The organism is Sneathiella aquimaris, from assembly GCF_026409565.1.
GTDB classification, from domain to species: domain Bacteria; phylum Pseudomonadota; class Alphaproteobacteria; order Sneathiellales; family Sneathiellaceae; genus Sneathiella; species Sneathiella aquimaris.
In genome coordinates, this window is sequence record NZ_CP112881.1 from 1,794,376 (window position 1) to 1,819,184 (window position 24,809).

Here is a 24,809-nt window from a genome sequence, read left to right on the forward strand (position 1 = left end):
ATGGTATGGCTGATATTTTTACAATTCCCTTATTTTTGGATCTGTTGCTGGTTGGCCTTCTCGTGGCGACAATAGCCTTTTGTGTGCGGCTGAATAAAAAGCTGTCAGTGATGCGGGATGCACAGTCAGAATTGCATAAGGTAGCGATGGAATTTGATCAAGCGATCGTCCGGTCCCGGCTTGGTATTGAAGAATTGAAAAAAGCGAGCAAGGAAGCCCAAACTGAGCTGGATCAGGAACTAGCAAAAGCCAAGCCATTGATTGAAGAACTAAAGTTAATCAACGCGTCGAGTTCGCGTATTGCGGATCGCCTTCAGGAAAAAGTCGGTAAAGTGGGCTTGGCATCTGAAGAAACCAAAATGACCTCAGCTGCTGTGGACGGGATCGATAATTCCGATGATCCGATTAATCTGGAGCCGCGCACTGAAGCAGAGCGCGAATTACTCCAGATGCTAACAAAATCACGATAAAGAGTAGGTTCTAGTTATGAAAAGTCTGCGTATTCTTCCCGTTACTGTGATTGCGATGCTCCTGGTTTTTGGATTGAAATTGGGGTCTGTCTGGACAGATGCCCAGAATGTTATTTTCAATCTTTCAATTTCTGAAGTGCAGGCAAAGGATGAGAAGAAGGACGAGCCGGACGCAAAAACAGAAGCGGCGGGTACAGACACCGCAGCAAAAGCGGATGATCAGGCAACGGAAGAAGACCGGCCTGCCAGTGTGAATGTCACCGATTTAAGTGAGAGTGAGATCGAAGTCCTCCAGCGGCTTGTAGAGCGTCGTGATGCATTGGATCAACGGGACAAAGAACTGGATCTACGGGATAATCTGCTACGTGCAACAGAAACCCGTATCGATGAAAAAATTAGCAAACTCAAGGAGATAGAGAGCACTATTCAGGATTTGCTGAAAACATATGATGATCAGCAATTGAAGAAACTGAAGAGTTTGGTTTCCATTTACGAAAAAATGAAACCAAAAGACGCGGCCCGAATTTTCAACAGTTTGGATATGGATGTTCTTCTGGATGTCACAGGCTTGATGAAAGAATCCAAGCTTGCCGCAATTCTTGGAAACATGAACGGAGAGCGAGCCAAAAAACTGACAGTTGAATTGGCAACACAGAAACAATTACCTGTGGATGCTAAGAATAAAAGCTGATTTTTAGCAATTTTCAAACAGATTGGTCCAGATTTACTCAGGATTAACTTATAATCATTAGCATCAGAGCCTGATTATACGTGTGGCAAAAAAGATAGGCGTGACTATGGATCAAGCAGCGTTTTCAGCGCATCTTTCTGAGCGGGTAAAGACCATCCGTGAAGCACAGGGTGATACTGTGCAAGTAGCGGAAGTGGGTAATTTACTTGAGCATTTGATGAGCAGCATCGAGGGTGACATTTCAGCGCCCGAAATTCAAATTCACACACAAATTATTGAACTTGTTGATTACATTAAAAAGGCCCGCGAAGAGATCTCTGATTTGCAGCCGCATGAAATTAATGAGCAGCATATTCCTGCCGCGACAGATGAATTGACCGCCATTGTTGAAGCGACGGAAGAAGCGACAAACACCTTTCTGGACGCTGCAGAGAAAATTGGCAATATCAGCATGGAACTGGGCGGAGAGCATGAAGAAAAGCTCAATGATATTGTGACCCAGATTTTTGAAGCTTCTAATTTTCAGGACATTACCGGCCAACGTATTAACAAAGTGGTTTCCACCCTCCAATATATCGAAAGCTCAGTGACCCGAATGGCGGAATCTCTTGGGATGCCGGTCCGGGAAGGGCAACCTAGAATTGACGTTTACGCAGAGTCGAAATCCGCAGACGAACGGCCGGATGCAGACTTGCTAAACGGTCCGCAACTTGATGGTGACGGGAATTCTCAAGACGATATTGATGCATTGCTGGCAAGCTTTGATTAGGTATTGATCAGAATGACAGTCGACTTATACGCCCCTGAAAAAAACGAGAAATACGGCGCAAACACACCGATCATTTATGTATCGCTGTATTTTCTGTTGTTGGCTTTTTTTATATATCTGCATTCGATTTCAGAGCCAAAAGAAGAAAAGGTTCAGCAGGTTATCGGCAGTATTGATTTCGCCTTCAAGGGTATCAAACAAAAGCAGGCGACTTCGGAGCCAAAGGAGCTGACAGGGGACGAGTTGGGTCTGGCTGTTTTTCACGCCCAACTGAAAAAAGTTTATGAAACTGCAATTCCGCTGATCGAAAGCAAGGTTAATCAGGCGGGAGACGAATTGCAGTTTGTCGTTCCCGTCAGTCAGCTTTTCTCAAATCAGAGTGCAATCCTTAGAAACACCCGCGATGCGCTGTTTTCAGACGCGGCGATGGTATTGATCAAACGCAGTCATGCGGCCCCGACCGATATGGAAATACTGATTGATGCAGGAGAGATTCTTCCAACCAGTGCAGAACTGAAAGACAATATCAACGCCATGCGACTGAGTAACCTTGTAGAAAGTTTTCTGGATGGGGGCGTTCCTGCCCGAAATATTTTTATCGGTATGAAATCCGGGCAAACGAACAATGTGTATTTCAGGTTTTACCTGCGTTCTTCAACGAAAAGACAGTTTCGCGATGAGGACGGGGGATGAGTATGCCGTTTCAGGAAAGCATCGAAAAAAAGCAGGTGCGTAAAAATACGATGTGGCTTACCTCGCTGGCAGACCTGCTGGCGCTTTTGCTTGCGTTTTTTGTTCTGTTATTTTCGATGAATGAAGTGAAATCTGACAGCTGGCAGGATATTCTGAACACCTTGGGATATCGTCTGAATACACAAACAGAAGCCACGGATGACGGTCTTACAGCGGAAAAAAATGTAGAAATATTCACCGAGCAAAAAGCCTTTGATCTGGATTATCTGGAAAATATCATTTCTGAAAAGATCAGAAGCAGTACAGAGCTGAACAATGTCGAAGTGTTCAAAAGTGAAGACCGGTTGGTCCTGTCCTTTATCGGAAATACCTATTTTCCCTCTGGTGTGAACGAGGTTTCCCCAAAACTTGAAGATGGGGTTCGGATTCTTGGTGAAAGTTTTCGATATGTAAAAAACCGGGTTGAAGTATACGGGCATACCGACCCAACGCAGGCCCTTAATCCGCAAACATTGCTGGACAATAACTGGGGCCTTTCACTGGCACGGGCGCTTGCCGTTGCAGATAATCTGACGAAAGCGGGATATAGCTTTCCAGTGCGGGCCTATGGAATGGCTGACTCAAAATATCATGAGCTTTCAGACATTCAGGATAAAGAGACGCGGTTGTCCTATGCGCGGCGGGTTGATATCGTGATCCGAGAAGCTCAGGGTCGCAGGGGTGGCAAAAAGTAATGTCCAGGATAATTCCGAAATTTATGATTTATGTGACGGTGGGTCTCTGGTTTGCCACAGGCGCGGGCGTTGCGTATTCTGCTGACAAAGTCGACATCCGGGCGGGTGAACATCCGACTTATGGACGCCTGGTTCTGGACTGGAAGAAGCCACAGAAGTTTACAGCAGAAATTCAGGACGGATTTCTCGTGATCCGCTTCCCCGAAGAGTTTGACGCTGATTTATCAATCGCACCGAGGGTCTTGGATGACTATCTAGGCGCCGGCTCCTTTTTGTCTGATAAAAAAGGTATCCGGTTTCCACTGAAAGGCGATTTCTCTTTAAAAACAGCACAATATGGGACGGCCATCGCCTTTGATCTGACGAAGAAAAACAATGCTGCAGCGGGTGCGTCTGCCTTAGCGCCCAAAATTCGGGTTAGAAGTGGGGACCATGCAACCTTTAGTCGGTTAGTCGTTGACTGGCCGGGCCGTACGGATTTTTCACTGGCGCAAAAGGGCGCAGAAGTGGTTATCAAATTTGATAGCGCGGGCGCGTTGCAATTGACATCTGTTAAAAGGAACCTTCCTAAATTTCTGACTAGCGTTGAAACGCAAACCGTCGATGGTGGTACAGAATTCAGGGTGGTTGCCAAACCGGGCGTAAAAGCCAAGGCTTTTAGAAGCGGTAATAGTATTGCAATCGATTTCAAGGATAATGGAACAACAGAATTGGCGTCTGATGAGCCGCCTGCGAATAGCGCGACAGCCCAAGTAGCACTGGCAGCATCGCCCCAGCAAGATCCGAAAACGCCTGCCGCTACGCCAACGGTAGAACCGACGCCTGTGCCAGTAGAGCCCGTTACGCGGACATCTTCCCAACCGGCCGCATCAACTGACGCAATTGCTGCCAACGACCAACCTGAGGCGCCTTCTACGAATGGCACGGTTTCAGCGAATGCGGCACCGGCGTCGCCAAAACCACGATCTCTTATTCCGACGGAGGTTCCAAGGTCTGTTGAAGTCAAACAGATCGATGAAGCGCCGGCTGAAAAACTGATTGTTAAAATTGGTAAATTAAAAGACGGTATTCGCCTTATTTTCCCGTGGAAACAGAGCACGGCAATGGCCTTGTTCGAACGGTCCGGTAAATACTGGTTGGCGTTCGACAAAAAAGCCCAGCTTGATTTCAGAAACATCAAGGGGCCTGTTAAGTTCCTGATCGTCAAGAAAAATCAAATAGCGCATGACACAGCGACCGTCGCCAGCCTTTCCTTGCGTGAGGGGTATGCACCGTCTGTTATGCGGGTTGAAAATGAATGGCGTGTGGATTTTCGTCTGGGAGAAGCGCCGGTTATTGAAAATACGATCGATATTCAGCCTCAGCCTGCCGCACAGGACGGCGCACGGGTCTTTATTCCCGCAGTTAATAACGGTCGGCGGGTTGCTTTCATTGACCCAAATGCCGGCGACGAACTCTATGCGGTTCCATTATATTCACCCAGCTGGGGGTTAGGCGCTACCCGGACCTTTGCCCAGTTTACCATCTTACCATCAGTGCAAGGTATTGGAATGGTGGCACGGGATAGTGCCGTAAAGGTTGCGGTTGAACGCAATGGGGTGTCAGTAACGGCGGAAGGGGGGCTGCAATTAACGCGGACTATCTCTAAAGATGATCTGTTTGCAAGCGGTGATCAGACTGACCGTTTCTCGGGAAAACGGGATAAAGCGCTGCTGGTCAAACTGGATGAATGGGCTCAGGTTCCGCCAAAAGATTTCTGGGAACGCAAACAGCTCTTGCAGCGCCGGGTTGCCAAATTGCCGCCTTCCCGGCGAAATGCTGCCAGATTGGAACTGGCGAAGTTCTTTGTGGCTCATGAATATTTCGCGGATGCCTTCGGCGTTCTGGAGCGGATCCGCAATGATGATCCGCGGGCCGATGATGATGGTATTTACCGGCTGATCCGCGGCTTGTCTTATCTTGGTATGAACCACTTGGAAGAAGCGGAAAAAGACCTGTTTCATCCTGTTTTCTCAGGTGTGGCGGAAGTTGCGCCGTGGCGGGCCATGGTTGCTGCCGGCAATGAAGACTGGAAAACGGCATCTCGCGAAATTAAAGCGGGTCGTGACGCGTTTGGGGTTTACTCAAACGATCTTCAAAACCAATTCCGTTTGCTGGATGCCGAAGCGGCGCTCGAAGATTTTGATATTGAAGTTGCCAATAAAGCGCTTGAAGGAATTAGAACGTCTGTGAGCGAAGGGGCCGATCCTTATGTGGCATCCAAACGCGAGTTTCTCGAGGGGGTTGTCGCTCTTAGATCCGGTGATATGAACCGGGCTATCGATAAGTTCGATCAGGCAATTGCATTGGACAAACGCCCCATTGTCGCCCGTGCAAAATTCGCGAAAATCAATGCTCAGCTTGCGCAAAAAGATATTACGCCGGAAGAAGCCATTGATGAATACCGGAAAATGGAGTTTGCCTGGCGCGGTGATGATCTGGAAATTGATGTTAAGCGTCGGATCGGTGATTTGCAGATCGCAACCGGTCAGATGAGCGAAGGGCTTAAAACTTATCGGGAATTGGTGAAAGTCTTCCCCAAGAATCCAAAATCCCGGGATATTGCGCGGGAGATGTCAGATATTTTCAATCAGCTGTTTTTAGAAGGCGGTGCAGAAAAACTGCCTCCTGTCACAGCTCTGGCTTTATATTACGAATATCGGGAACTTACGCCTCTTGGTAAAAAGGGTGACCAGATGATCCGTAATCTTGCGGACCGCCTTATTCGGGTGGATCTGTTGGATCAGGCGTCCCAGCTGCTGGACCATCAGGTGGTTTTCCGTCTGAAGGGGGAGCTGAAATCCTATACCGGGACAAAACTGGCGGTGGTTCACCTTTGGAACGACAAGCCACAGGAAAGTCTGAATACTCTTCAAAAGACCCGTTGGAGAGCGCTGCCTGAAAGCGTTAAGCAGGAACGTCTTCATATTCGTGCAAGAGCCCATTCTGACCTTGGTAACTATGAAGAAGCGCTTGAGCTACTAACAGATGATAAAAGTGAGAAGGCGGATCTGTTGCGGGCTGATATTTACTGGAAATCCAAGAACTGGGGAAAAGTGACGCAGTCTTTGCAAAAATTGCTGATTGCAAATGGTGCTCCGAAAGCCAGGAAACTTGAACCTATTGACCGTCAACGCTTGATGCAGCTCGCTGTTGCCATGAGCCTTGATAATAATGATGCAGGCATTCGATCCCTTCGTCGGGTCTATCGGAAGAAAATGGTGGATACGCCTGATTTGGATGCCTTTGATCTGATCACGGAAGATCCTGATGGATCTGAAACCGAATTTAGGAAAAAGGCTACGGCGATTGCCAAGATCACCCAACTGGAATCTTTTATGGCGGGGTATCGGGAGCAACTTAAAAAAGGCGAATTCTGGGCGACCAATTAAGCGCGTTGCCGTTTGATATTCTTACGGGTCAGTAAGGCGCCTGATCACGCACTGTTTTTCTTGGTTTCGATCGCCAGATTTTCAAGCCACCGGGCGGTGTTGTCACTGGTTACACAGGCACCGCGAACCAGTTCGTCAAAATGGCGGATCAAGGCGAAAACCCGCTCTCCTTTTGGGAAGACAAAATAGCGTTGTCCAAGGTAAAGGGCGGCCCTCATATGCCCGAAAACCAGAATGGGTGACGAATAGAAGGAGCGCCCGTCATAGAGGTGCAATCGAACGCCGGGATATAATTCTCTACAATAATCGGAAAGTTTTTCGATCTGTTCCAAGCGGTCTTTTATATCCAGCCCGCGCCAAACCCCGTTTCCTTCCGCAAAGTCTTGCAGCGTTTGTTGTGACAGAGCAACTTCCAGTTCACTTTCTGGTCTGCGAAAAAACGACAATTGTTCATCGGTGATGATTTGCGCCTGATCCGCGGTTTTTGACGGGTGAATGTCGAACTCATAATTGATGACCGCCGATGTTTTCATGGGGGTCGGCAGGGAAGAGGGGATATAGCGGATTTTATGACCCAATGCTTCCATATGCCAGCGGATGATATTCTTATCAAGTGGGTGCCATCGTTGAGACGGCGTCAGTTCAACCGCCTGTTCCAAAACCTGAGACGAAGGCCGGGGGTCATCAGCCAGGCCCAAAAGCCAATCACTGCTTATGTTCAGTGCCTGACATAACAGGGCGAGTGAATGGCCGTTAGGGAGGGTTGTACTGTCTTCTTTCAGCATTTGAGAGATCGCAGATCTGTCCAGACCTGCCTTGTCGGCAAGGGCGGATTTTGACAGGCCGGATTGTAGGATTGCTTCCCCAAGTCGTTTTCGAAAGAGAATTGCTGTCTGCCGTTTATCCATTATGTCTACCGACTAATTTGTATATTTTCAATTGTAGTGAAAAAAATCAACAATTGGAAATTTAATTCATCATCCTCTCGTGGTTCGTCCTATCCTATTGATATACAATCAGGTTTCGTTGCTATTATAGAGGGGTAAATTGAATGGAAACATCAAAAAGAACGTTAGTTAAGGCCTTCACCTGGCAGATTTCCGGCCTTTTCGTCATGATTTTGATTACGTGGCTTTTTACTGGATCCGTCAACACCTCGATCGGAGTCGCCATACTGTCCTGCGTGTCAGGTATGATATTTTATGTCCTGCACGAGAAAGCATGGCAACGGGTGGCGTGGGGCCTCAAAAAACCTTTTCGCATTGACGGATGAGACTTACGCCGCGGCAGAATTTTCAGCGTGATTCCACTCTTTTATTGATTGGCGCATAATCTGATAAGCTGAACTTAGGAACAAGGCTGCCATAATACCGGCAACGACTAAATCAGGCCACGCAGTGGCCGTCCCCCAAACACCAACAGCGGCGATCATCACAGCCACATTTCCAATCGCATCATTGCGTGAGCACAACCAGACAGAGCGGACATTCGCATCACCATCCTTGTATTTGACCAATAACATTACGCTCAGCATATTGGCGCAGAGGGCTGCAAAACCGATAATGCCCATAACCTCGGCTTTTGGTACGCCAATTACGAACACCTGATAGAGTGTTGATGAGAATACCCAAACCCCCATCAAAAACAGGCTAAACCCTTTTAGCATTGCTGTTGCTGTGCGTGTTTTTAGGGATGCCCCAATAACCGCAAGAGAGATACCATAGGTGACAGCATCACCAAAGAAATCCAAAGCGTCGGCCTGAAGCGCCTGAGATTTAGCCATTTGACCGGCTATCATCTCAACAATGAACATGCCTGCATTGATGATTATGACGGCCCAAAGGCGTCGCTTATAATCAGCAGACACACCTTCAAAATTACTATCATGGCCGCAACATCCACTCATAAAAGTCTCCTATCCGGATCAACAGTTTCTCTACTCTGCTTAATCTAGGGGCTCTAGTCACTATAGGTTCAAGATGTTTTTTTATTTTTTTTGTACCGCTGAGGAATACCCGGCAGTTTGGTCTGAAACTCTGGTTGTTTGTTTGTAGATCCTTCGCGCCACCTCCCTTTAGCTCTTATCCAAACCCCACCTTTGCGGCACTTCTCACTTGTATCAGAGTAAAGGCTGTGTCATGTCACTGGTAATAATCAGTATAAAGGAGAACAAAATGACTGGCTTGTTACCCGATGTCGATCCAGATGGGTTGTTAGAATATTCTGTTGTGTTTACAGATCGCTCTTTGAACCATATGTCGGGATCCTTTCAAACAGTCATGACCGACATTTCGGCGACGCTGAAGCAAGTGTATAATGCTCAGCATATCGCGATTGTGCCCGGCGGAGGCACCTTTTCCATGGAAGCCGTGGCCCGGCAATTTGCGGGCGGGGAAACTGTTCTTGTTCTTCGGAACGGATGGTTCAGTTATCGGTGGACCCAGATTTTCGAGGCCGCCGGCATTCCTGAAAAAGAGCTTGTTTTAAAGGCGCGCCAGGTAAACTCAGACCCGCAAGCGGCTTTTGCGCCAGCACCCATCGAAGAGGTTGTATCGGCGATCAAGGCGGAAAAGCCTGCGGTCGTTTTCGCTCCTCATGTCGAAACATCGTCTGGTATCATTCTGCCTGATGCTTATTTGAAAGCGGTTGCAGACGCGGTTCACAGTATTGGTGGTTTGTTTGTTCTGGACTGTATTGCCTCTGGTGCGATCTGGGTGGATATGCAGGAAACAGGGGTTGATGTCCTTATCAGCGCCCCACAGAAGGGATGGAGCGCGTCGCCGTGCAGTGGTCTGGTGATGCTTAATGATCAGGCGAAGACTGTGGCGGAGCAAAGAACAAGCAGTTCTTTTGCCTGCGACCTGAAAAAATGGCTTCAGATTATGCAAGCCTATGAAACAGGGGGGCATGCCTATCACGCAACCATGCCAACCGATGCGCTCAAAAAATTCAGAGATGTGATGAAAGAAACCGAGGCTTATGGATTTGAAAAAATCCGTGAGGAACAATGGGCTCTGGGGCGCGCAGTTCGTGAATTGATGGGCAAGAAACAATTCCGCAGCGTTGCCGCTGATGGATTTGAAGCACCGGGCGTGGCCGTGTTCTATACATCCGATCCAGAGATACAGAATGGCAAGAAATTTGCGGCGCAAGGGATGCAGATTGCGGCGGGTGTGCCGTTGCAGTGTGATGAGCCTGAAGGGTTCTCGACCTTCCGGTTGGGTCTGTTTGGACTGGATAAATTACACAATGTTCAACGGTCTGTCGATAATCTGGACAAAGTGTTGACGCAAATCCTGTAATGAACAAAGGCGCGGATTACCTGTTTTTTCGCGCCTTTCGAACTTCTGCCGCATAGTGTCCTCTCTTGCGGTTAAATGCATCTCCCGGATCGATGACAGTTTGTTGAAAAGAGTGCCAGTCGGCGTCTTCAATATCGCTCAGGCTGGATACCAGCTCAAAGTTTTTCAACGCTCTTTCGTCATAGGTTTGTCGCATTAAAGGCTGCACTTGAAACAAGGGCATTTCCCGTTTGATCAGGATCGGCACATCTGTTTTCGTTAGGCGCAAGTTTGTAAATAATGGACCAAACCAGCGATCTGTTTCAATAATACCTTCGAAATGTTCATAATTCTGGCTACCCGGAAGGTTGGCAGGGGCGCGCACTAAGAGTGACCAATCGGGCGCAGTCTGGGCGATCAGGCCGCTCCAGATTTTAAGAACTCCTGGTTCGGGTGCAGCAGAAAGAAATGGCGGGCAATAGCCGCGCACTTTGTCCGGGCAATGCTGGTTGAACTGGTGTTCGAAATCAGGATATTGTGCTGCATTCAGTAAATACCAATCATCGGTCTCGCCATACTGCCAGTAAATATCAGACCCATCCCATAAGACGTGAAAATCCATCGGCGCAAAAACATACCAGCCAAACGCAGAGGCGGATGTCATCGGTTCGCAAAACCGAAAGGCTCTTGTCGGGATCAAGCCGCCAGCAGATCGATCCGCTCTTTGAGGGTTAGGGCAGTCAGGGATCAGCCGGAAGAATTTGATAATTTGGCCCGGTGCCATTAAAGGCACCGGATCAATATGTTTTTCAGCCTGTTCAAGAGGCATGGATACTCTTCCTATAGGCTTTAGATCTTAAAAGCAGGGCTCATATTTCCCAAGCGTGTTTTACCACTATCACGGGTTGCTTTAGGGGAAGTAGAAACCTTAAAGGCAGGGCTCATGTTACCAAGGCGTACTTTTCCTGTATCTTTGGTTGCAGAGGATTGCGGGGCAATTTTTTTAATCATTTCGGTTTTCATAATTACTCTCCTTTGGTTCGGTGAAAGGATCATAAAAGTGTCGTTTCGCCGTTGTAAACAGAAGGTGAAACATTCTGATTTTTCGGCGTGAAGTGGGGTAAAACCGGTATCAACAGAAAACGAATTAACGAAAATTGGATGAAGAAGATTAGAATAAAACAAATACTTTAAATTATATAAATCAATTATTTAATTTAAAGTATTAATGTGAAAAATTGATTGTTTGGGCGATGTGTAGAATTGAATTCTATTAATTCTACCATTTTTTATGAAGCTGAAAAATGCGACTTTATGGTGTTAAATGAGTTCCATATTCTTTATTTTAGAGCTCTCATAATACTGGTTTACGGCAGGATAAGTTTCACCTTTTTGGCATATTTTGTCAGGATTATATACGGTAAAATACGTGCCCAAAAAATACAAACAATTTTCCTAAAATTATCGATAATGATACGTATGATACACCACTGTAACATTTCGTATAAGTTGTATTTCTTTAAGAATGAACAGGAAGATTAGGCAGGAAAGTAAAAAACAGAAGCGAACACCGCTACTTACAAATCTGAATTAAGTAGTATGCCTTCTTAATAGGTTATCAGTGAAAGAAACTGATTAAACCGAATCCCGTAGATCCGGTTTAATCAGGTATTACAGGGACGATCTTTTTTGCCGGTGTTATCGTTCGTTATTTAGAATGCTGGCGAAGAGCAAAGGATCGACATTGCCACCAGATGCGACAGCCACGGCCGTTTTGCCTTTCAAATCCAGTTTTCCGCTTAAATAAGCGGCTAAGGCAACAACGCCGCCGGGTTCGACGACGATCTTCAGATAATTAAAGGCAACGCGCATGGCTTCCGTTACTTCCGCCTCGGTTAATACAAGACCACCGGTCACGTCCTTCTGAAGGATTGGAAAGGTAATGTCCCCCGGAGTGGGGGTCAGGATGGCATCACAAAGACTGCGGTGGTCACCAGTGTTACTTAGTTGTTTGCCTGCGGTTAATGACCGGGTCGTATCGTCAAAAAACTCTGGTTCGCAGGCGAATAACTGTGTTTTAGGGCTCAGATGTTTGATGGCAAGAGAGACGCCAGCCATCATGCCGCCGCCGCCGCATGGCGCGCAAACATAGTCAGGGGTCAGGTTATGACTTGCCAGCTGCTGGATGATCTCCAACCCAACGGTCCCTTGTCCGGAAATTACATCTACGTTGTCATAGGGGCGAATAAGGGTGAGGTTATTGTCGTCAGCGATTTTTTCCCCGATGGCTTCTCTGGATTCTGTATATCGGTCATATGTGATGACCTCCGCGCCATAACCTCGTGTATTTTCCACTTTGATGACGGGCGTATCCTTGGGCATCAGGATCGTTGCTTTTGTTCCCAGAAGGCGGGCAGCCAAAGCAATGCCTTGAGCGTGATTACCACTTGAAAACGCAAAAACGCCATTGGCCAGTTGGTCTTGGTTTAAGGATGATATCGCGTTATAGGCACCTCTGAACTTGAACGAGCCTGTATGCTGCAATGTTTCGCATTTAACAAATAGTCGACCACCCAGTTTTTCGTTCAGGGCAAGTGACTCGATCAGAGGTGTTTTTACGGCAATCGGCGCAAGCCTCTCTTTGGCTTGCTGAATAGAATGATAGGACGGTGCTGAGCTAATCTGTGTCACGAGATGGATCCATTTGTTAAGAGGTCACGATGGGAAGTCAGAGGCGAGCCCCTGAATAGGCCAACAGTGTTACCATATTTGGAATGATGTCCAGCCTCTTTTTGGTTTCGCTGTGTCGTACGGTAAGAGAGCAGGAGGATTGAGCGTTAAAAAAATTACGGGGGAGGTGGTTTCGATCTATTGAATAAATCAATCCCTGAGGAATGGTGACAGTTTTCCTGCATCTCGCCTATTATCAGCGGAGCATTAGCCAACGGCTCCAGGGGTATCGCTGGAAATTCCTGCGGGGGATGCGAGCTGAATGCCACGCCGCCGCCCAGGCGGGGGTCAGTTGGCGTCCATGAAGGCATCAATTACAGGGATTGCCTCTGGTTCATCCAATAAAGGCACATGTCCTCTATTTTGTAGCTCAAGCGTTTGCAGGTCTGGTTTTACTGCCTTCATTTTTGCAAAAACCTCAGCGCTTAAAACGTCTGACAGCGCCCCCCGAATTGCGAGCGTCGGAATTGGCTTCAGGGCTTCAAAGAAAGGCCACAGATCAACGGCCTGTTCCTCACTTAGCTGCTCCTTTAAAGCGACCCCGATCGCAATATCATAATTAGGACGATAGTTGCTCTGATCTTCGTCCCAAGTAAAAGCGGGAACGGTTATGGCTTTCCATTGTGCATCCGTGATGTCGGGGTAAGCTGAAATATATTGTGATTTTTGTGCCTGCACAGCATCTTCGATACTGGGATATCGGACATCATTTCCCACATACCCGGCAATGCGATCTCCGCCAGAGGATGCTACTTGCGGTCCAATATCGTTGAGCAATACGGCCTTGAAATATTGCGGAGCCAAGGCCGCGAGTGCCATGCTTAGTATGCCTCCCAGTGAAGTGCCAACAAACACAGCATTTTGAATGCCTTCATGGCCGAGAAACGTAAAAATATCCCCTAGATAGGTTTGTGGGTTATAGTTGGCATGGGCCGGGTCATAGTCAGATTTTCCGCGACCTCGATAATCCAATGCATAGACGTTCCGATCTTTGCTATATCGTTCTGCAAAGTTATTAAAATCACCACTGTTGCGGGTCAGGCCAGACAGACAGATAACGGGGCTTTTTTGCCCACTGTCATCCGTCCCATAGACCCTGTAATACAAAGTCAGGCCATCATTGGATTTATATGTTTTTTCTGCATAAGACATAGAGTTCGCTCAGTTCAATTCACGAAATTCCCAAGATTGGGAGCATTTGTGACAGGTTTGTAATCTGGCAGTCCGGGGTGGATGGAATTTGTTCATCTGCCTGCCCAAATCGGTTGCACCATATGGTTTGAAAGCCAAAATCCTTGGCAGAATAGGCATCCCAACCGTTTGATGATTGAAAGGACATCTGTCCTGCTGCCAGTCCCAGTTGGTCGACCGTCAATTGATACACAGAAGGATGAGGTTTGAAAATACCGATATCTTGGACCGAGTAAATGCCATCCAGCACACTGTTCAGTCCCGCGTTATCCACAGCGGATTGTAACATTTCGGGCGAGCCATTGGATAGAATAGCGGTCTTTAATCCGGCATCCTTCAGTCTTTCCAGGGTCTGCTTCACTTCGGGATAGGCGTCCAGCTCCAGATAAAGGTTCATCAGGCGTTCTTTCTGGGCATCGTCCTTGATATTCAGGGATGCAAGAGCAAAGTCGAGCGCATCTTCTGTTATTTTCCAGAAGCTGACATAGTTATTTTGCAGGCTACGTAGCCAGGTATATTGAAGCTGTTTCGTGCGCCAGATCTCGGAAAGTTTTTCCCAATTTTCTCCTAAATTTTCCTGCTCTTTACGGGCCGCAGCATTCACATCAAACAAGGTGCCATAAGCATCAAATACACAGGCATGCACATCGTTCAGTCTAGTCATAATACTGTTCTCTTTTTATAGTGATTGCGCCCACTTGTTATATGTTTCGCCCAATTTTGGTTTTGCAAGATAGACATTGCGTTTTTAGAATGTGGGGCTCCCCCGAGTAAGGTCTGCATCGATTTGTACCATTCTGTATCCGGTGTTGCCTAAAAGTTGCCGGTAAACCTGCAGGTTCTCCAAAACCCGCTGGACATAATTGCGGGTTTCACTGAACGGAATCAATTCGATCCAGTCGATAACGTCAATGTCTCCCGTACGGGGATCGCCCCATTCGCTGATCCATTGGCGAACTCTGGAAGAGCCCGCGTTATAAGAGGCAATCGCCAGAATGTAGGAACCGTCATAGTTGTCGATCAGGCGTCCCAGATATGTACTGCCCAACAATGTATTATACGCGGGATCAGATGTTAATCGCGACTTGGCATACGGAACTTTAAGCCTCCGGGAGACCGCCCGTGCCGTCGCTGGCATTAGTTGCATAAGTCCGCGCGCGCCGGCATGAGAGATGGCATCTTCAGCAAACGCACTTTCCTGACGGGTAATCGCCAGGATAAGGGGCACTTCAATAGGTGGATTGTCAGGCAGTGTCGTTGTTGTCGGCCAGGCAATGTCAGTGAGTTCAGTTCCGAGTTGGGATGCGCGTTTTGCAACCGTGACCGCATAGTCCTGCCGCCCGATTTCTTCTGCCAGCTTTGCCAGATATACATATTCTTCGGTATTTTTCGCCTGCTCCGTCAGGCGCAATAGAAACGGACGTGCCTTTCTGGCATGACCCAGTTCCGCAAGATGCTTGGCCACCATAACCAATTCATTGTCTTCAAGCCTGGCGATGGTGTCCTGTCCCGGTTTCCGCGTTTTACGGATGGCTGGCATATCCGTATAACCCAGTTCATTCAGTGCAACCTGACCATAGAAGGTAGAGGAATATTTTATGGCTTCGCTGTACCAGTAACGCGCAGATTTTTCATCCTTCAGGATAGCATTCGTTCTGCCAAGCCAATAGGCCCCGCGCGCCCGGCTGATGGGAAAACTGACATTGTTATAAAGCCGCTTGAAATGTTTGTGGGCGATATTGTAATCGTGCAAAAACCGCAAGGAAATCCATCCAGACATCCATTCTGCTTCTGCATATTTTCCGCCACTCTTTAAGCCATGTTTGCTGACCAGGTTATACGCATCACTTATATGCCCCATACGCAACAGTTTGCGGGCCTGAATATGGCGTTCTGTCCACCATTTTTCGGGGCGCGGCGCATCATCACCAAACTGGAGAAGAATTTCCTGCGCCTCATCATGTTTGCCTTTTCGGCGGCGCCATTTTGCTCTCTCGAACTGAAGGCCGGGATCGTTCATCAAATTCTTTGGTATCTGCGCGAGGGCACCGTCAACATTTTTTGCCATACGCATCAAGCGGATACGGGCCACGGCCAGCTTTTTTGTGTTTTTGCTGACGAGGTTGAGCATTCGGATGGCGTCAACCGGCTTCCTGTCCCATAGCAACCGATCCAGCCTCGCTTCATGAAGGTCCGTTGACAGGATGCTTTTGTGATCTTTCAGGAACTGTTTTTCGTGCTTTTCGCTAAACGAGCCTTCAATCCACGCTGTTTTGATCCACTCAATCCCTTTTTCAGTTTGTCCGTCGGCGATCAGGGATTCACCATAGCGCAGCATGCCCATCCCCGTTGTTGGTGTTCTGTCTGCAAACCAGGAAATCGTGCGTTCCACAGGGACAGGATTAACCAGAGCCTGTTCCGCGCGTCGCATTAAGGTGTCTCTGTAGGGCCAATGAGGGTTGTCGACAACGAAGGAAGTAATGTCATCAAAGCTGGCCCCCCCTTTGTAGGCGCGCACGTAACTCCAGCGGATATATTTGGCCGGCAGTTGATAGGTTGCTTTTTCCGCTTCGGAAATGGCTTGTTGCCAATGACGTTTTGAAAGACTGTTAAAGGCGCGGGTATAATGCTTAAGGTCGTCCTTTGAAAGGAGGCCTGTTGTATATTCCGACGGCAGGGCGATCAGCGCGTCTGGCTTTTGTCTGGGAAGCGGTGTTCCGGAGGATTTGGTAGCGGCCGCTGGAATACGAACGCTTGCCTGCTGAAAATCAAGTTTGCGCGGAGTAGGGATCGCACTCACCTTGTGCCGCGGTACAGGCACATGACGGCTCTGACGATCAATGCCGTCATCATCGATTGCCTGCAGCGGGGCTGATTGTTGGGCGGCAACAACGGCCGAAGAGAGTGAAAAGGCCACCAGAAAGGAACTGCCCAGCACAGCGCTAGTGAAGTTTTTTACGAAGGGTGGCACGACACTCTTTCTCCTTTGATGGTTAGTCAAAAACGAGTTTACCCAAATTCGGTTAAGAATTGTTCAAACTTTTGTTCACCATTTCGTATATGTGTTTTGACAGCTCCGGCGTTTCCAGAATGCGTTGCAACTGTTCTTTCATCAAACCCTGCCGATCCTTGTCATAGCGACGCCATTGGCCCAGCGGACTGACAAAGCGTGCACCAATCTGCGGGTTTGTTTTGTTGAGGTCAATTATACGATCAGCAAGGAAGGCATAGCCGTCGCCGTTCTTCGCATGAAAATGAACAGGATTGGCCGAAGCAAAGACACCGATCAGTGACCGTACCCGATTAGGGTTCAGCATGGTAAAGGACGGGTGCTTCATAAGGGCTCGAACATCATTCATGGTGTCCTCGCGGGTCGCCATCGCCTGCAAACTGAACCATTTGTCGATGACCAGGGCATCGCCCTCCCAGCGACTGTAAAAATCGGCTAAGGCCTCTTCCCGGGCCGTTCCGGCGGTATTGACAAGCCGTGCAATCGCAGCGACCCGATCGGTCATTGAACGGGCTTGGGCATATTGTTTGGACGCCAGTTTTGTATAGGTCCCTCTTTCGGTCGCACATAAATAGGACAGAGCCGCGTTTTTAAGTTGCCGGGCACCGGCCGTGTCAATTTCGTGGTTATTTTCATAAATATTCAGAAGCGCTTCTTCGAAGCGCTCTCCAATATAGCGCGCAGTTAATTTTCGGGTCTGGTGGATGGCGTCCACATCAACAATCAGCATTTGTTGACCGATATAGGTTTCCCCGGGCAGTGATAAGGCGGAAGCCCTGAATGCAGGATCCAAAGAGTTGTCCGCAATCAGCTCTGCAAATGCGCTGATGAAGGTTTCTGAGGGTCTGCTCGGCGCTGATGTGGTGGCAAAGGTTTCTATTTGCTCCAGCAACATATTTGTGGCGAGCCGCTGTCCTGCTTCCCACCGGTTAAACGGATCACTGTCTTTTTTGAACAGAAGATCCAAAGCGGCATCCCCCGGGTTATTGCCAAGTTTAACCGGCGCTGAAAATCCTCTGAATAACGAAGGAACCGGCTTTTCAGCAATATTTTCAAATCGGAATTCCTGTGTTTTTTCCCTGAAATCCAAAAGCGTGTCCTCAGGCAGAAGGTCGTTGCCGTCCTTATCCAGAAGACCGATCTTGAGTGGGATATGCAGGGGGTCCGTGTTGGCGCCTGCTTTCTTGTTCTTCTGCGTCAGAACCAGCACATAAGTCTGGTTTGCTTGGTCATAGCGCTCCGTCACAGAAATTTCAGGGGTTCCCGGTTGGATATACCAGCGGCGAAACTGCTTAAGATCAACGCCTGATCCATCTTCCAGTGCGGCGATAAATTCTTCTGTCGTGACAGCCTCACCATCGTGACGTTCAAAATACAGGTCCATCCCTTTGCGGAATTTTTCCGCGCCCAGCAGGGTATGCAGCATGCGGATGACTTCCGCCCCTTTTTCATAAACAGTGGCCGTGTAGAAGTTGTTTATCTCCACATAGCTTTGGGGCTGAATAGGATGGGCGAGGGGCCCCGCATCTTCTGGGAACTGTGCTGCGCGCAATCGTTGGACGTCTTCAATCCGTTTGACAGGGGCGGAGTTCATATCCGCAGAAAACTGCTGATCGCGGAAAACGGTCAGTCCTTCTTTCAGGGTCAGTTGAAACCAATCCCTGCAGGTAATGCGGTTGCCCGTCCAATTGTGGAAATATTCATGGGCAATGACGCTTTCAATGCCGTCAAAGTCAGCATCCGTCGCGGTTTCGCGGGACGCCAGAACATATTTGGAATTAAAAACATTCAGGCCTTTGTTTTCCATAGCGCCCATATTGAAATCGCTAACAGCGACAATCATGAAGATATCCAGATCATATTCTCGCCCATATTTCTCTTCATCCCACTTCATGGATTTTTTGAGCGATTGCATCGCATGGTCACATTTGTCCTCGTTGCCTTTTTCGACGAAAATCTGCAACGCAACTGTACGTCCGCTCATCGTTGTGAACTCGTCATCAACGCGGGCAAGGTCGCCTGCAACCAGGGCAAACAAATAGGCGGGTTTCGGATGAGGGTCGACCCACCGGTAGAATTGGCGTCCATCGTTCAACAACCCATGGCCGTCAAGGTTCCCGTTGGACAGCATGACCGGGTATTTTGTTCCGTCCCCGATAATCGTCGTCGTAAAAGAGGCCATGACGTCGGGACGATCAAGGTAATAGGTAATCTTGCGAAACCCTTCCGCTTCACATTGTGTACAGAAGTTACCGCTGGATTTATATAATCCTTCCAGTGCGGTATTTTCCTGTGGCTTGATCAGCGTAACGATCTGAACAGAAAAATGGTCGGACGGTGCCAGAAAACTCAAATCGGTTTTCGTCTGGGTATAATCGGTCGGCGCCAGTTTGACGCCGTCGACCTGAATGGATTGAAGCTCCAGTTCTTCACCGTTCAGCCTGACCTGATTGGAGCCCAGACGGTTACGTTTAAATTCCATTACTGATGTTACGGTTGTTCCTTCTTCTTCCAACACAAAAGTGAGTTGAACATCCGTAATGGTGAAGGCGGGCGCCTGATAATCTTTTAAATAGATTGTTGCGGGCTGAACGGCAGTGTTTGACACGTGTTTAATACCTTTTCTAGAGTGCGGCTGTTAGGATACTCTGAATGAGGGCGCGATCAAGAGGTGATCTTATAGACAACACCTGTATACATCTTCTTGATTTTCAAGCTTTGATATGACGATTGCAATGTTTCAGGGGGAATTCGTCTTTTTGCTCGTTCAGTGCAGGAAAAAGTTCAATTGAAAGCAGGGGAAGACTGTTTCTATTCTTGAAATTTGCTAAATTGAAGCCTTGTATTGCAGTTACTTCTTGCCAAGTGTCGATATGCGCTTATAACTCTTCCGTTCAGCTTCTTGGGATGAGAGAGGACGCAACCCAAGCTGAATAATGTTTTTGGCTAGATTATAAGGAAACTGTCATGTTTAGAGGATCACTCACCGCTCTTGTTACTCCGTTTGATGGAGAGAGCGTGGATGAAAAGTCGTTCCAATCCTTTGTAGACTGGCAGATAAAATCCGGAACAAAGGGTCTTGTACCGGTCGGTACAACGGGAGAGTCTCCAACTTTGAGCCACCCGGAACATGATCGTGTTGTAGAGCTTTGCATTGAAGCCGCTGATGGGCGCGTTCCTGTTATGGCCGGGGCGGGATCAAATAACACCGCCGAAGCAATCCGTTTGAGCCAGCAGGCCCAGAAAGCCGGAGCCGACGCTGTTCTGATTGCGATGCCTTACTATAACAAGCCAACTCAGGAAGGCATGTATGCCCATTTCGAAGCATTGAATAACGCTGTCGATATAGACATATATATCTATAATATTCCTGGGCGCAGCATTGTCGATATGGCACCTGAAACAATGGGCGAGCTGTCCAAGCTGAAAAATATCGTTGGTGTAAAGGATGCCACTGGCGATGTGTTTCGTGTTTCCAAGCAGCGGCTGCATTGTGGTGCAGACTTTAATCAGCTTTCCGGCGAAGATGGGTCGGCAATCGGTTTTAATGCGCATGGCGGAAATGGCTGTATTTCTGTGACGTCAAATGTTGCACCGGCGCTGGTTTCTCAAATGCAGGAAGCAAGTCTTGCCGGGGATGTTAAGGAAGCGATGCGAATTCAGGATTTGCTGACCCCCTTGCATACGGCAATGTTCATTTATGCAAGTCCGGCCCCGGTTAAGTACGCGTTGTCCCTGCTGGGTAAATGCAAGCCAACCGTTAGGTTACCGTTGGTCGAGACGCCTGAGATTGTTCAAAAAGAGATCAAGGCGGCCTTGCAATTTGCCGGGCTTCTTGACTAACCCTTAAGACGTTTGGAAAATGACAAGTAAAACCATCGCGGATAACCGGAAAGCCCGGTACAATTATTTCATCAATGATGAGTTTGAAGCTGGTATCATGCTCGTTGGTACGGAGGTGAAAAGCCTTCGTGCCGGCGGTGCAAATATTCAGGAATCATACGCTTCTTTTGAAAATGATGGTTTGTATCTTGTGAATGCGCATATCGCTGAATATGACTTTGGAAACCGATTTAATCATGCGCCTTCCCGGCCGCGTAAACTGTTGATGCATCGGCGGGAATTGGCAAAGCTGGAAGCACAGGTGCAACGAGCAGGCAAAACATTGGTACCGCTTTCGCTTTATTTCAATGAACGCGGCAAAGTCAAAGTAAAGATCGGCTTGGCCTCTGGTAAAAAGCAGCATGATAAGCGCGCAACGGAAAAAAGCCGTGACTGGAATAGAGAAAAGCAGCGCTTGCTCAAAAGTAGCAGTTAGCTTGTTTCAGTGACGACGGCGCTACTGTAAATAACGTGGCTTTGGCGGCTGTTCGCCATCTGTATTTTCAAGGTTTACATTCCCTGAAAAATCCAGTCCGAGAGACTGGTTTTTAATCCAAACCACATGCCCTGTTTTTTCTTCGTCAAATAACAGGGAAGAGCGAATTGTCACCGGTGTCCCTACAGGCAAGTCAAGTGGAACCCAAAGTCGGGCACCACCTTCGCTGAAATCCAGTAAATTCCCGTTAAAACGACTGCTGCTGACGAGCACGGTCGCCGGGCAATTTACCGGCAATCTTTCAAATTTACGGACAGACTGTTTTGGCAAATCGTCATTTTGACATATGGGTAACGAGCCTAACGGCAGATACGCCAGCGCTTGTGGTGAATAATGCGGCTCTTTGCGTTCCTTTGACTTGACAGAGACATGAATTTTTTCGGTGCCCGCTTTTTGTATCCGTGAAAACGCCGCGTCGGCCTTGCCGACAGCGCGGATTTTTTCCCGTTGACCAAGACGGGCTTTTACTCGGCTTCTCCATGTATCGGGTGTAATACAGCCAAGTGGATCCGGCGAGGTCAGGTCATCCAGTTTTTCCTGATCAAAATTAAGGCCGTGTTGGATGGCTTTTCCGATCATCCATCTTAAGGCTATATCAGACAACCGGCTGTCTCGCTGACCACCAGTAACATTGGAGTGTTTGCCTGCAAACCATACCTGTTCAATTGAGGTGAGGTGATCGGAGTCAGATCCTAACAGGACATTTGGTTTGAAGTCTGTATTCACTTCGTCAAGGGCGAGCGCCTGATAGACGGATTTAGTGTTGGCGGAGACCCGTTCTCTATGGAATTCAGACCATAAACGCGTTGCAGATCGAAGCAGGAAGGAAGGAGCTCCCATATGCCCGACAGGGTCCCAGCATCCTAGAAATGTAATAGGAACCGAGCGAGACTCGAATTTTGATCGCAGGGCTTTGCCGGAAAAGCCATTGCGGGCTTTTTCAGATAATCGGCTGTAATTATAGGCGTCCATGAGACCACTGTTGGAGTCAATATGGAGAAGGCCGGAAATACTGATCATTTCAGCCAGGCATTGCATGGTGAAGGCGCCGCGCCCCGCTCCGAAAAGATAGATTTCATCGCCATGCATATAGTTCTGCATTAGAAACTGATAGGCCGCGAAAATCTCTCGGCGTAACCCCAGACCTGTCAGGCGGGAAAAGGCCGTGGTAAATCGCCGGTTTTCAATTTGATCATTTTGCAGGAAGCTAATCTGTTTTTCATGTGAGGTGGTTTCAGGCAGTAAGCATTGAAAGGCCAGCGTCGCATTTCCAGTGACGGCCCGCTTTCCACTTCGTTGCTGGGGTTTAATCCAGCTATGGTCATTAAAAACGACCAGTTTACGTGTCATCAATCCTACCCCAAGAAGTGTCTAGATGCTGTTGAATAACCCAGCACCATAGGCACGCGTACCCCCATGTCTTCAGCGAAGAATGCACTCAAATTCGATAACAATTAGTTAAAATTTTATCAAAAATTACGGTATCCCTATTTTATCGCATATTAGAAAAAAGTAAAACCCACCACAGGCGAGGCGGGTTTTTTGAGGGTAGAAGTGTATGTTTCGATGGGATCAGGCAGATTTTTCCATATCGTCATATGGATCAAACCCGTCGTCGTAATCGTCATATTCATCATAGTCAGTACGGTCTTCAGTGGATACGGCGCGGCCTATTTTATTTTGGATATCTTTAAGCTCTATAAAGAAATCAGCCTGCCGTCTCAGTTCATCTGCAATCATTGGCGGGTTTGTTTTTACTGTACTTGCAACAGTAACGCGGACACCCTTTCGCTGGATGGCTTCCACCAGACGACGGAAATCACCGTCACCAGAAAACAGGACAGCATGGTCGATACGTTCGCTTAACTCCATCATGTCGATGGCAAGTTCGATATCCATATTGCCTTTTAGCTTGCGGCGGCCTGTTGCATCGGTGAATTCTTTGGTGGGTTTTGTGACCATGGTAAAACCATTGTAATCCAGCCAGTCCACGAGCGGGCGAATGGGGGAATATTCCTGCTCTTCCATTAAGGCTGTGTAGTAGAAGGCTCGCACCAGGCGACCTTTATTCTTGAATTCGCTTAGAAGCTTTTTGTAGTCAATATCAAAGCCCAACGAGCGGGCTGATGCATATAGATTTGACCCGTCGATAAATAGGGCCGTTCTTTCTTCAGCGTAAAATGTCATGGGATTTGTCCAGAATTCTTTATTATTTTTGTTGGTCATCGTATCGGTCTTGTGAGATACCGGCACTTATATGCATAGCAAAATCGCATTTTTTGCACCAGCGATAATTTTACACTGCCTATTTCCGGGGGCAAAGATGCCTCTGGAAATGATAAGCAGGTAAGCGGGGCTTTTTTGTCCGTTTAAGGTTTGAGGTACTAAATGATTTTTATTGGGATGGGTGCCAATTTGATGCATCCGGTTTACGGTGAGCCTGTCAACAGCCTTAAAGCGGCTATTCGGACACTGGAGCAACCCGATCTGATGGTGATTAAACGCTCCAGTTGGTACAAAACAGCGCCGGTTCCGGTTTCAGATCAGCCGTGGTTCGTGAATAACGTCATCGAAGTTGAAACCTCTCTACCCATGGAGAGGGTGTTAAGCCGCCTGCATGAGGTCGAAAAAGAATTTGGCCGGGTAAGGGAAGTTAAATGGGAAGCCCGGGTTCTGGATCTGGACCTTTTGGCCTATGATAACCAGATTACGCTTAATCAGGATCAGACCAAGGGCAGTGTTGTCCCGCATCCTTTTATGCAGGAAAGGGCCTTCGTTCTGGCCCCGTTGGCGGAAATAGCCCCCGATTGGGTTCACCCAACACTGCAACAATCTGCGGCAGAGTTACTGGCTCGGCTGAGCCCGGTACAGGCGTTTGAAATTGTGCCAGATTAGGAACGCCACCTAGAGGCCGAAAAAAAATGCCTTTTTAACGGAAAATAGGTCGCTTGGGCTTGCATATTTTCCGCTAAGGGAATAAGAAGAAGTTTAAATCATATACATTTGGAGTATTGTTTATGGCTCGCGTGACCGTTGAAGATTGCGTCCAGAAGGTTCCTAATCGTTTTGAACTTGTCCTACTAGCTGCCCGTCGTGCGCGCGGTATTGCGGCAGGTTCCATGCTGACTGTTGATCGTGACAACGATAAGAACCCTGTTGTTGCACTTCGCGAAATTGGTGATGAAACCATCGATCTTGATGATCTGAAAACAAGTCTGGTCCATACACTTCAGCGGCGTGTTGAGGTTGATGAGCCGGAAGAAGACAATATGGCAGCATTGATGAGCTCTAGTTCAGAATGGGCTGGAGTTGTACAGGAAGGCGAGCCAGCCGAAACTTTTACGGCAGACGAAATCGGTGCGACTGAAACAGGCGCAGAAAAGCCTGCAGCAGATACGACCGAAGATCCATTCTCATAAGATTTTAAGTTA

General features: G+C 48.0%; 23 protein-coding genes. 12 read left to right on the top strand and 11 right to left on the bottom strand.

Annotated elements, in window-relative coordinates; genetic code table 11:
- Positions 1-5 precede the first annotated feature (5 nt).
- The 6 genes from OIR97_RS08435 to OIR97_RS08460 all read left to right on the top strand — a co-directional run bounded on the left by OIR97_RS08435 (position 6) and on the right by OIR97_RS08460 (position 6,788).
- A complete protein-coding gene (locus OIR97_RS08435) occupies positions 6-470 on the top strand; it encodes a DUF6468 domain-containing protein (RefSeq protein ID WP_169545223.1) in 465 nt (154 codons plus the stop codon).
- Positions 471-486: 16 nt separating this feature from the next.
- The gene (locus OIR97_RS08440; RefSeq protein WP_169545224.1) at positions 487-1,161 is read left to right on the top strand and encodes a MotE family protein; all 675 of its coding nucleotides are present in this window, start codon (positions 487-489) and stop codon (positions 1,159-1,161) included.
- Positions 1,162-1,267: 106 nt separating this feature from the next.
- Positions 1,268-1,930: a protein phosphatase CheZ gene (locus tag OIR97_RS08445; RefSeq protein WP_169545225.1), complete on the top strand. Its 663-nt coding sequence runs from the start codon at positions 1,268-1,270 to the stop codon at positions 1,928-1,930.
- A gap of 12 nt (positions 1,931-1,942) precedes the next feature.
- Entirely contained in the window at positions 1,943-2,623 is a 681-nt protein-coding gene (locus OIR97_RS08450; protein ID WP_169545226.1) for a hypothetical protein, read from the top strand.
- Positions 2,620-3,357 (top strand): OmpA/MotB family protein, encoded by a 738-nt coding sequence (locus OIR97_RS08455; RefSeq protein ID WP_169545227.1) that lies wholly within the window; start codon positions 2,620-2,622, stop codon positions 3,355-3,357. Before OIR97_RS08450 ends, OIR97_RS08455 begins: the two co-directional genes overlap by 4 nt.
- Positions 3,357-6,788, top strand: coding sequence for a tetratricopeptide repeat protein (locus tag OIR97_RS08460; protein WP_169545228.1), 3,432 nt, complete (start codon positions 3,357-3,359; stop codon positions 6,786-6,788). Before OIR97_RS08455 ends, OIR97_RS08460 begins: the two co-directional genes overlap by 1 nt.
- Before the next feature lie 44 nt (positions 6,789-6,832).
- Here the strand turns inward: OIR97_RS08460 and OIR97_RS08465 are convergent, their stop codons facing one another.
- On the bottom strand, positions 6,833-7,696 hold the full coding sequence (locus OIR97_RS08465) for a helix-turn-helix domain-containing protein (RefSeq protein ID WP_169545229.1): 864 nt from the start codon (positions 7,694-7,696) through the stop codon (positions 6,833-6,835).
- A 143-nt stretch (positions 7,697-7,839) separates the two neighbouring features.
- On the opposite strand from OIR97_RS08465, the gene OIR97_RS08470 reads away from it, so the two are divergent.
- Positions 7,840-8,061, top strand: a complete 222-nt coding sequence (locus OIR97_RS08470) for a DUF2061 domain-containing protein (protein WP_169545230.1) — start codon at positions 7,840-7,842, stop codon at positions 8,059-8,061.
- Positions 8,062-8,064: 3 nt separating this feature from the next.
- On the opposite strand, the gene OIR97_RS08475 is transcribed toward OIR97_RS08470, so the two are convergent.
- Positions 8,065-8,694, bottom strand: coding sequence for a cation transporter (locus tag OIR97_RS08475; protein WP_169545231.1), 630 nt, complete (start codon positions 8,692-8,694; stop codon positions 8,065-8,067).
- A gap of 268 nt (positions 8,695-8,962) precedes the next feature.
- Between OIR97_RS08475 and OIR97_RS08480 the strand changes: the two genes are divergently transcribed.
- On the top strand, positions 8,963-10,090 hold the full coding sequence (locus OIR97_RS08480) for an aminotransferase class V-fold PLP-dependent enzyme (protein WP_169545232.1): 1,128 nt from the start codon (positions 8,963-8,965) through the stop codon (positions 10,088-10,090).
- Between the two features lie 16 nt (positions 10,091-10,106).
- Here the strand turns inward: OIR97_RS08480 and OIR97_RS08485 are convergent, their stop codons facing one another.
- From OIR97_RS08485 to pepN, 7 genes are all read right to left on the bottom strand, one after another.
- A complete protein-coding gene (locus tag OIR97_RS08485) occupies positions 10,107-10,898 on the bottom strand; it encodes a DUF6065 family protein (RefSeq protein ID WP_169545233.1) in 792 nt (263 codons plus the stop codon).
- Positions 10,899-10,918: 20 nt separating this feature from the next.
- Entirely contained in the window at positions 10,919-11,092 is a 174-nt protein-coding gene (locus tag OIR97_RS08490) for a hypothetical protein (protein WP_169545234.1), read from the bottom strand.
- Between the two features lie 675 nt (positions 11,093-11,767).
- Positions 11,768-12,760 (bottom strand): threonine ammonia-lyase, encoded by a 993-nt coding sequence (locus OIR97_RS08495; protein ID WP_219821697.1) that lies wholly within the window; start codon positions 12,758-12,760, stop codon positions 11,768-11,770.
- Positions 12,761-13,087: 327 nt separating this feature from the next.
- Positions 13,088-13,951 (bottom strand): alpha/beta fold hydrolase, encoded by an 864-nt coding sequence (locus tag OIR97_RS08500; RefSeq protein WP_169545235.1) that lies wholly within the window; start codon positions 13,949-13,951, stop codon positions 13,088-13,090.
- A 19-nt stretch (positions 13,952-13,970) separates the two neighbouring features.
- Positions 13,971-14,654 (bottom strand): haloacid dehalogenase type II, encoded by a 684-nt coding sequence (locus tag OIR97_RS08505; protein WP_169545236.1) that lies wholly within the window; start codon positions 14,652-14,654, stop codon positions 13,971-13,973.
- Between the two features lie 84 nt (positions 14,655-14,738).
- Entirely contained in the window at positions 14,739-16,961 is a 2,223-nt protein-coding gene (locus OIR97_RS08510) for a lytic transglycosylase domain-containing protein (protein ID WP_169545237.1), read from the bottom strand.
- Positions 16,962-17,013: 52 nt separating this feature from the next.
- Entirely contained in the window at positions 17,014-19,608 is a 2,595-nt protein-coding gene (pepN, locus tag OIR97_RS08515; protein WP_169545238.1) for an aminopeptidase N, read from the bottom strand.
- 359 nt (positions 19,609-19,967) lie between these two features.
- Between pepN and dapA the strand changes: the two genes are divergently transcribed.
- Both dapA and smpB read left to right on the top strand, forming a co-directional pair.
- Entirely contained in the window at positions 19,968-20,843 is an 876-nt protein-coding gene (gene dapA, locus OIR97_RS08520; protein WP_169545239.1) for a 4-hydroxy-tetrahydrodipicolinate synthase, read from the top strand.
- 19 nt (positions 20,844-20,862) lie between these two features.
- Positions 20,863-21,318 (top strand): SsrA-binding protein SmpB, encoded by a 456-nt coding sequence (gene smpB / locus OIR97_RS08525; protein WP_169545240.1) that lies wholly within the window; start codon positions 20,863-20,865, stop codon positions 21,316-21,318.
- Positions 21,319-21,339: 21 nt separating this feature from the next.
- Here smpB and OIR97_RS08530 read toward each other — a convergent pair whose 3' ends face one another.
- Both OIR97_RS08530 and OIR97_RS08535 read right to left on the bottom strand, forming a co-directional pair.
- A complete protein-coding gene (locus OIR97_RS08530) occupies positions 21,340-22,728 on the bottom strand; it encodes a phospholipase effector Tle1 domain-containing protein (protein ID WP_169545241.1) in 1,389 nt (462 codons plus the stop codon).
- 222 nt (positions 22,729-22,950) lie between these two features.
- Entirely contained in the window at positions 22,951-23,565 is a 615-nt protein-coding gene (locus tag OIR97_RS08535) for a LabA-like NYN domain-containing protein (protein WP_169545242.1), read from the bottom strand.
- A 201-nt stretch (positions 23,566-23,766) separates the two neighbouring features.
- Here OIR97_RS08535 and folK point away from each other — a divergent pair, with 201 nt between their 5' ends.
- Entirely contained in the window at positions 23,767-24,273 is a 507-nt protein-coding gene (folK, locus tag OIR97_RS08540) for a 2-amino-4-hydroxy-6-hydroxymethyldihydropteridine diphosphokinase (RefSeq protein WP_169545243.1), read from the top strand.
- 122 nt (positions 24,274-24,395) lie between these two features.
- A complete protein-coding gene (gene rpoZ / locus OIR97_RS08545) occupies positions 24,396-24,797 on the top strand; it encodes a DNA-directed RNA polymerase subunit omega (protein WP_169545244.1) in 402 nt (133 codons plus the stop codon).
- Positions 24,798-24,809 lie beyond the last annotated feature (12 nt).

Excerpts from the sequence above, each read along its gene's own strand:
- OIR97_RS08530 (WP_169545241.1), bottom strand. The coding sequence starts at position 22,728 with ATGACACGTAAACTGGTCGTTTTTAATGACCATAGCTGGATTAAACCC.
- OIR97_RS08475 (WP_169545231.1), bottom strand. The coding sequence starts at position 8,694 with ATGAGTGGATGTTGCGGCCATGATAGTAATTTTGAAGGTGTGTCTGCT.
- dapA (WP_169545239.1), top strand. The coding sequence starts at position 19,968 with ATGTTTAGAGGATCACTCACCGCTCTTGTTACTCCGTTTGATGGAGAG.
- smpB (WP_169545240.1), top strand. The coding sequence starts at position 20,863 with ATGACAAGTAAAACCATCGCGGATAACCGGAAAGCCCGGTACAATTAT.
- OIR97_RS08455 (WP_169545227.1), top strand. The coding sequence starts at position 2,620 with ATGAGTATGCCGTTTCAGGAAAGCATCGAAAAAAAGCAGGTGCGTAAA.
- OIR97_RS08470 (WP_169545230.1), top strand. The coding sequence starts at position 7,840 with ATGGAAACATCAAAAAGAACGTTAGTTAAGGCCTTCACCTGGCAGATT.
- OIR97_RS08505 (WP_169545236.1), bottom strand. The coding sequence starts at position 14,654 with ATGACTAGACTGAACGATGTGCATGCCTGTGTATTTGATGCTTATGGC.
- OIR97_RS08465 (WP_169545229.1), bottom strand. The coding sequence starts at position 7,696 with ATGGATAAACGGCAGACAGCAATTCTCTTTCGAAAACGACTTGGGGAA.
- folK (WP_169545243.1), top strand. The coding sequence starts at position 23,767 with ATGATTTTTATTGGGATGGGTGCCAATTTGATGCATCCGGTTTACGGT.
- OIR97_RS08480 (WP_169545232.1), top strand. The coding sequence starts at position 8,963 with ATGACTGGCTTGTTACCCGATGTCGATCCAGATGGGTTGTTAGAATAT.
- OIR97_RS08490 (WP_169545234.1), bottom strand. The coding sequence starts at position 11,092 with ATGAAAACCGAAATGATTAAAAAAATTGCCCCGCAATCCTCTGCAACC.
- OIR97_RS08445 (WP_169545225.1), top strand. The coding sequence starts at position 1,268 with ATGGATCAAGCAGCGTTTTCAGCGCATCTTTCTGAGCGGGTAAAGACC.
- rpoZ (WP_169545244.1), top strand. The coding sequence starts at position 24,396 with ATGGCTCGCGTGACCGTTGAAGATTGCGTCCAGAAGGTTCCTAATCGT.
- OIR97_RS08535 (WP_169545242.1), bottom strand. The coding sequence starts at position 23,565 with ATGACATTTTACGCTGAAGAAAGAACGGCCCTATTTATCGACGGGTCA.
- OIR97_RS08485 (WP_169545233.1), bottom strand. The coding sequence starts at position 10,898 with ATGCCTCTTGAACAGGCTGAAAAACATATTGATCCGGTGCCTTTAATG.
- OIR97_RS08435 (WP_169545223.1), top strand. The coding sequence starts at position 6 with ATGGCTGATATTTTTACAATTCCCTTATTTTTGGATCTGTTGCTGGTT.
- OIR97_RS08450 (WP_169545226.1), top strand. The coding sequence starts at position 1,943 with ATGACAGTCGACTTATACGCCCCTGAAAAAAACGAGAAATACGGCGCA.
- OIR97_RS08440 (WP_169545224.1), top strand. The coding sequence starts at position 487 with ATGAAAAGTCTGCGTATTCTTCCCGTTACTGTGATTGCGATGCTCCTG.
- OIR97_RS08460 (WP_169545228.1), top strand. The coding sequence starts at position 3,357 with ATGTCCAGGATAATTCCGAAATTTATGATTTATGTGACGGTGGGTCTC.
- OIR97_RS08500 (WP_169545235.1), bottom strand. The coding sequence starts at position 13,951 with ATGTCTTATGCAGAAAAAACATATAAATCCAATGATGGCCTGACTTTG.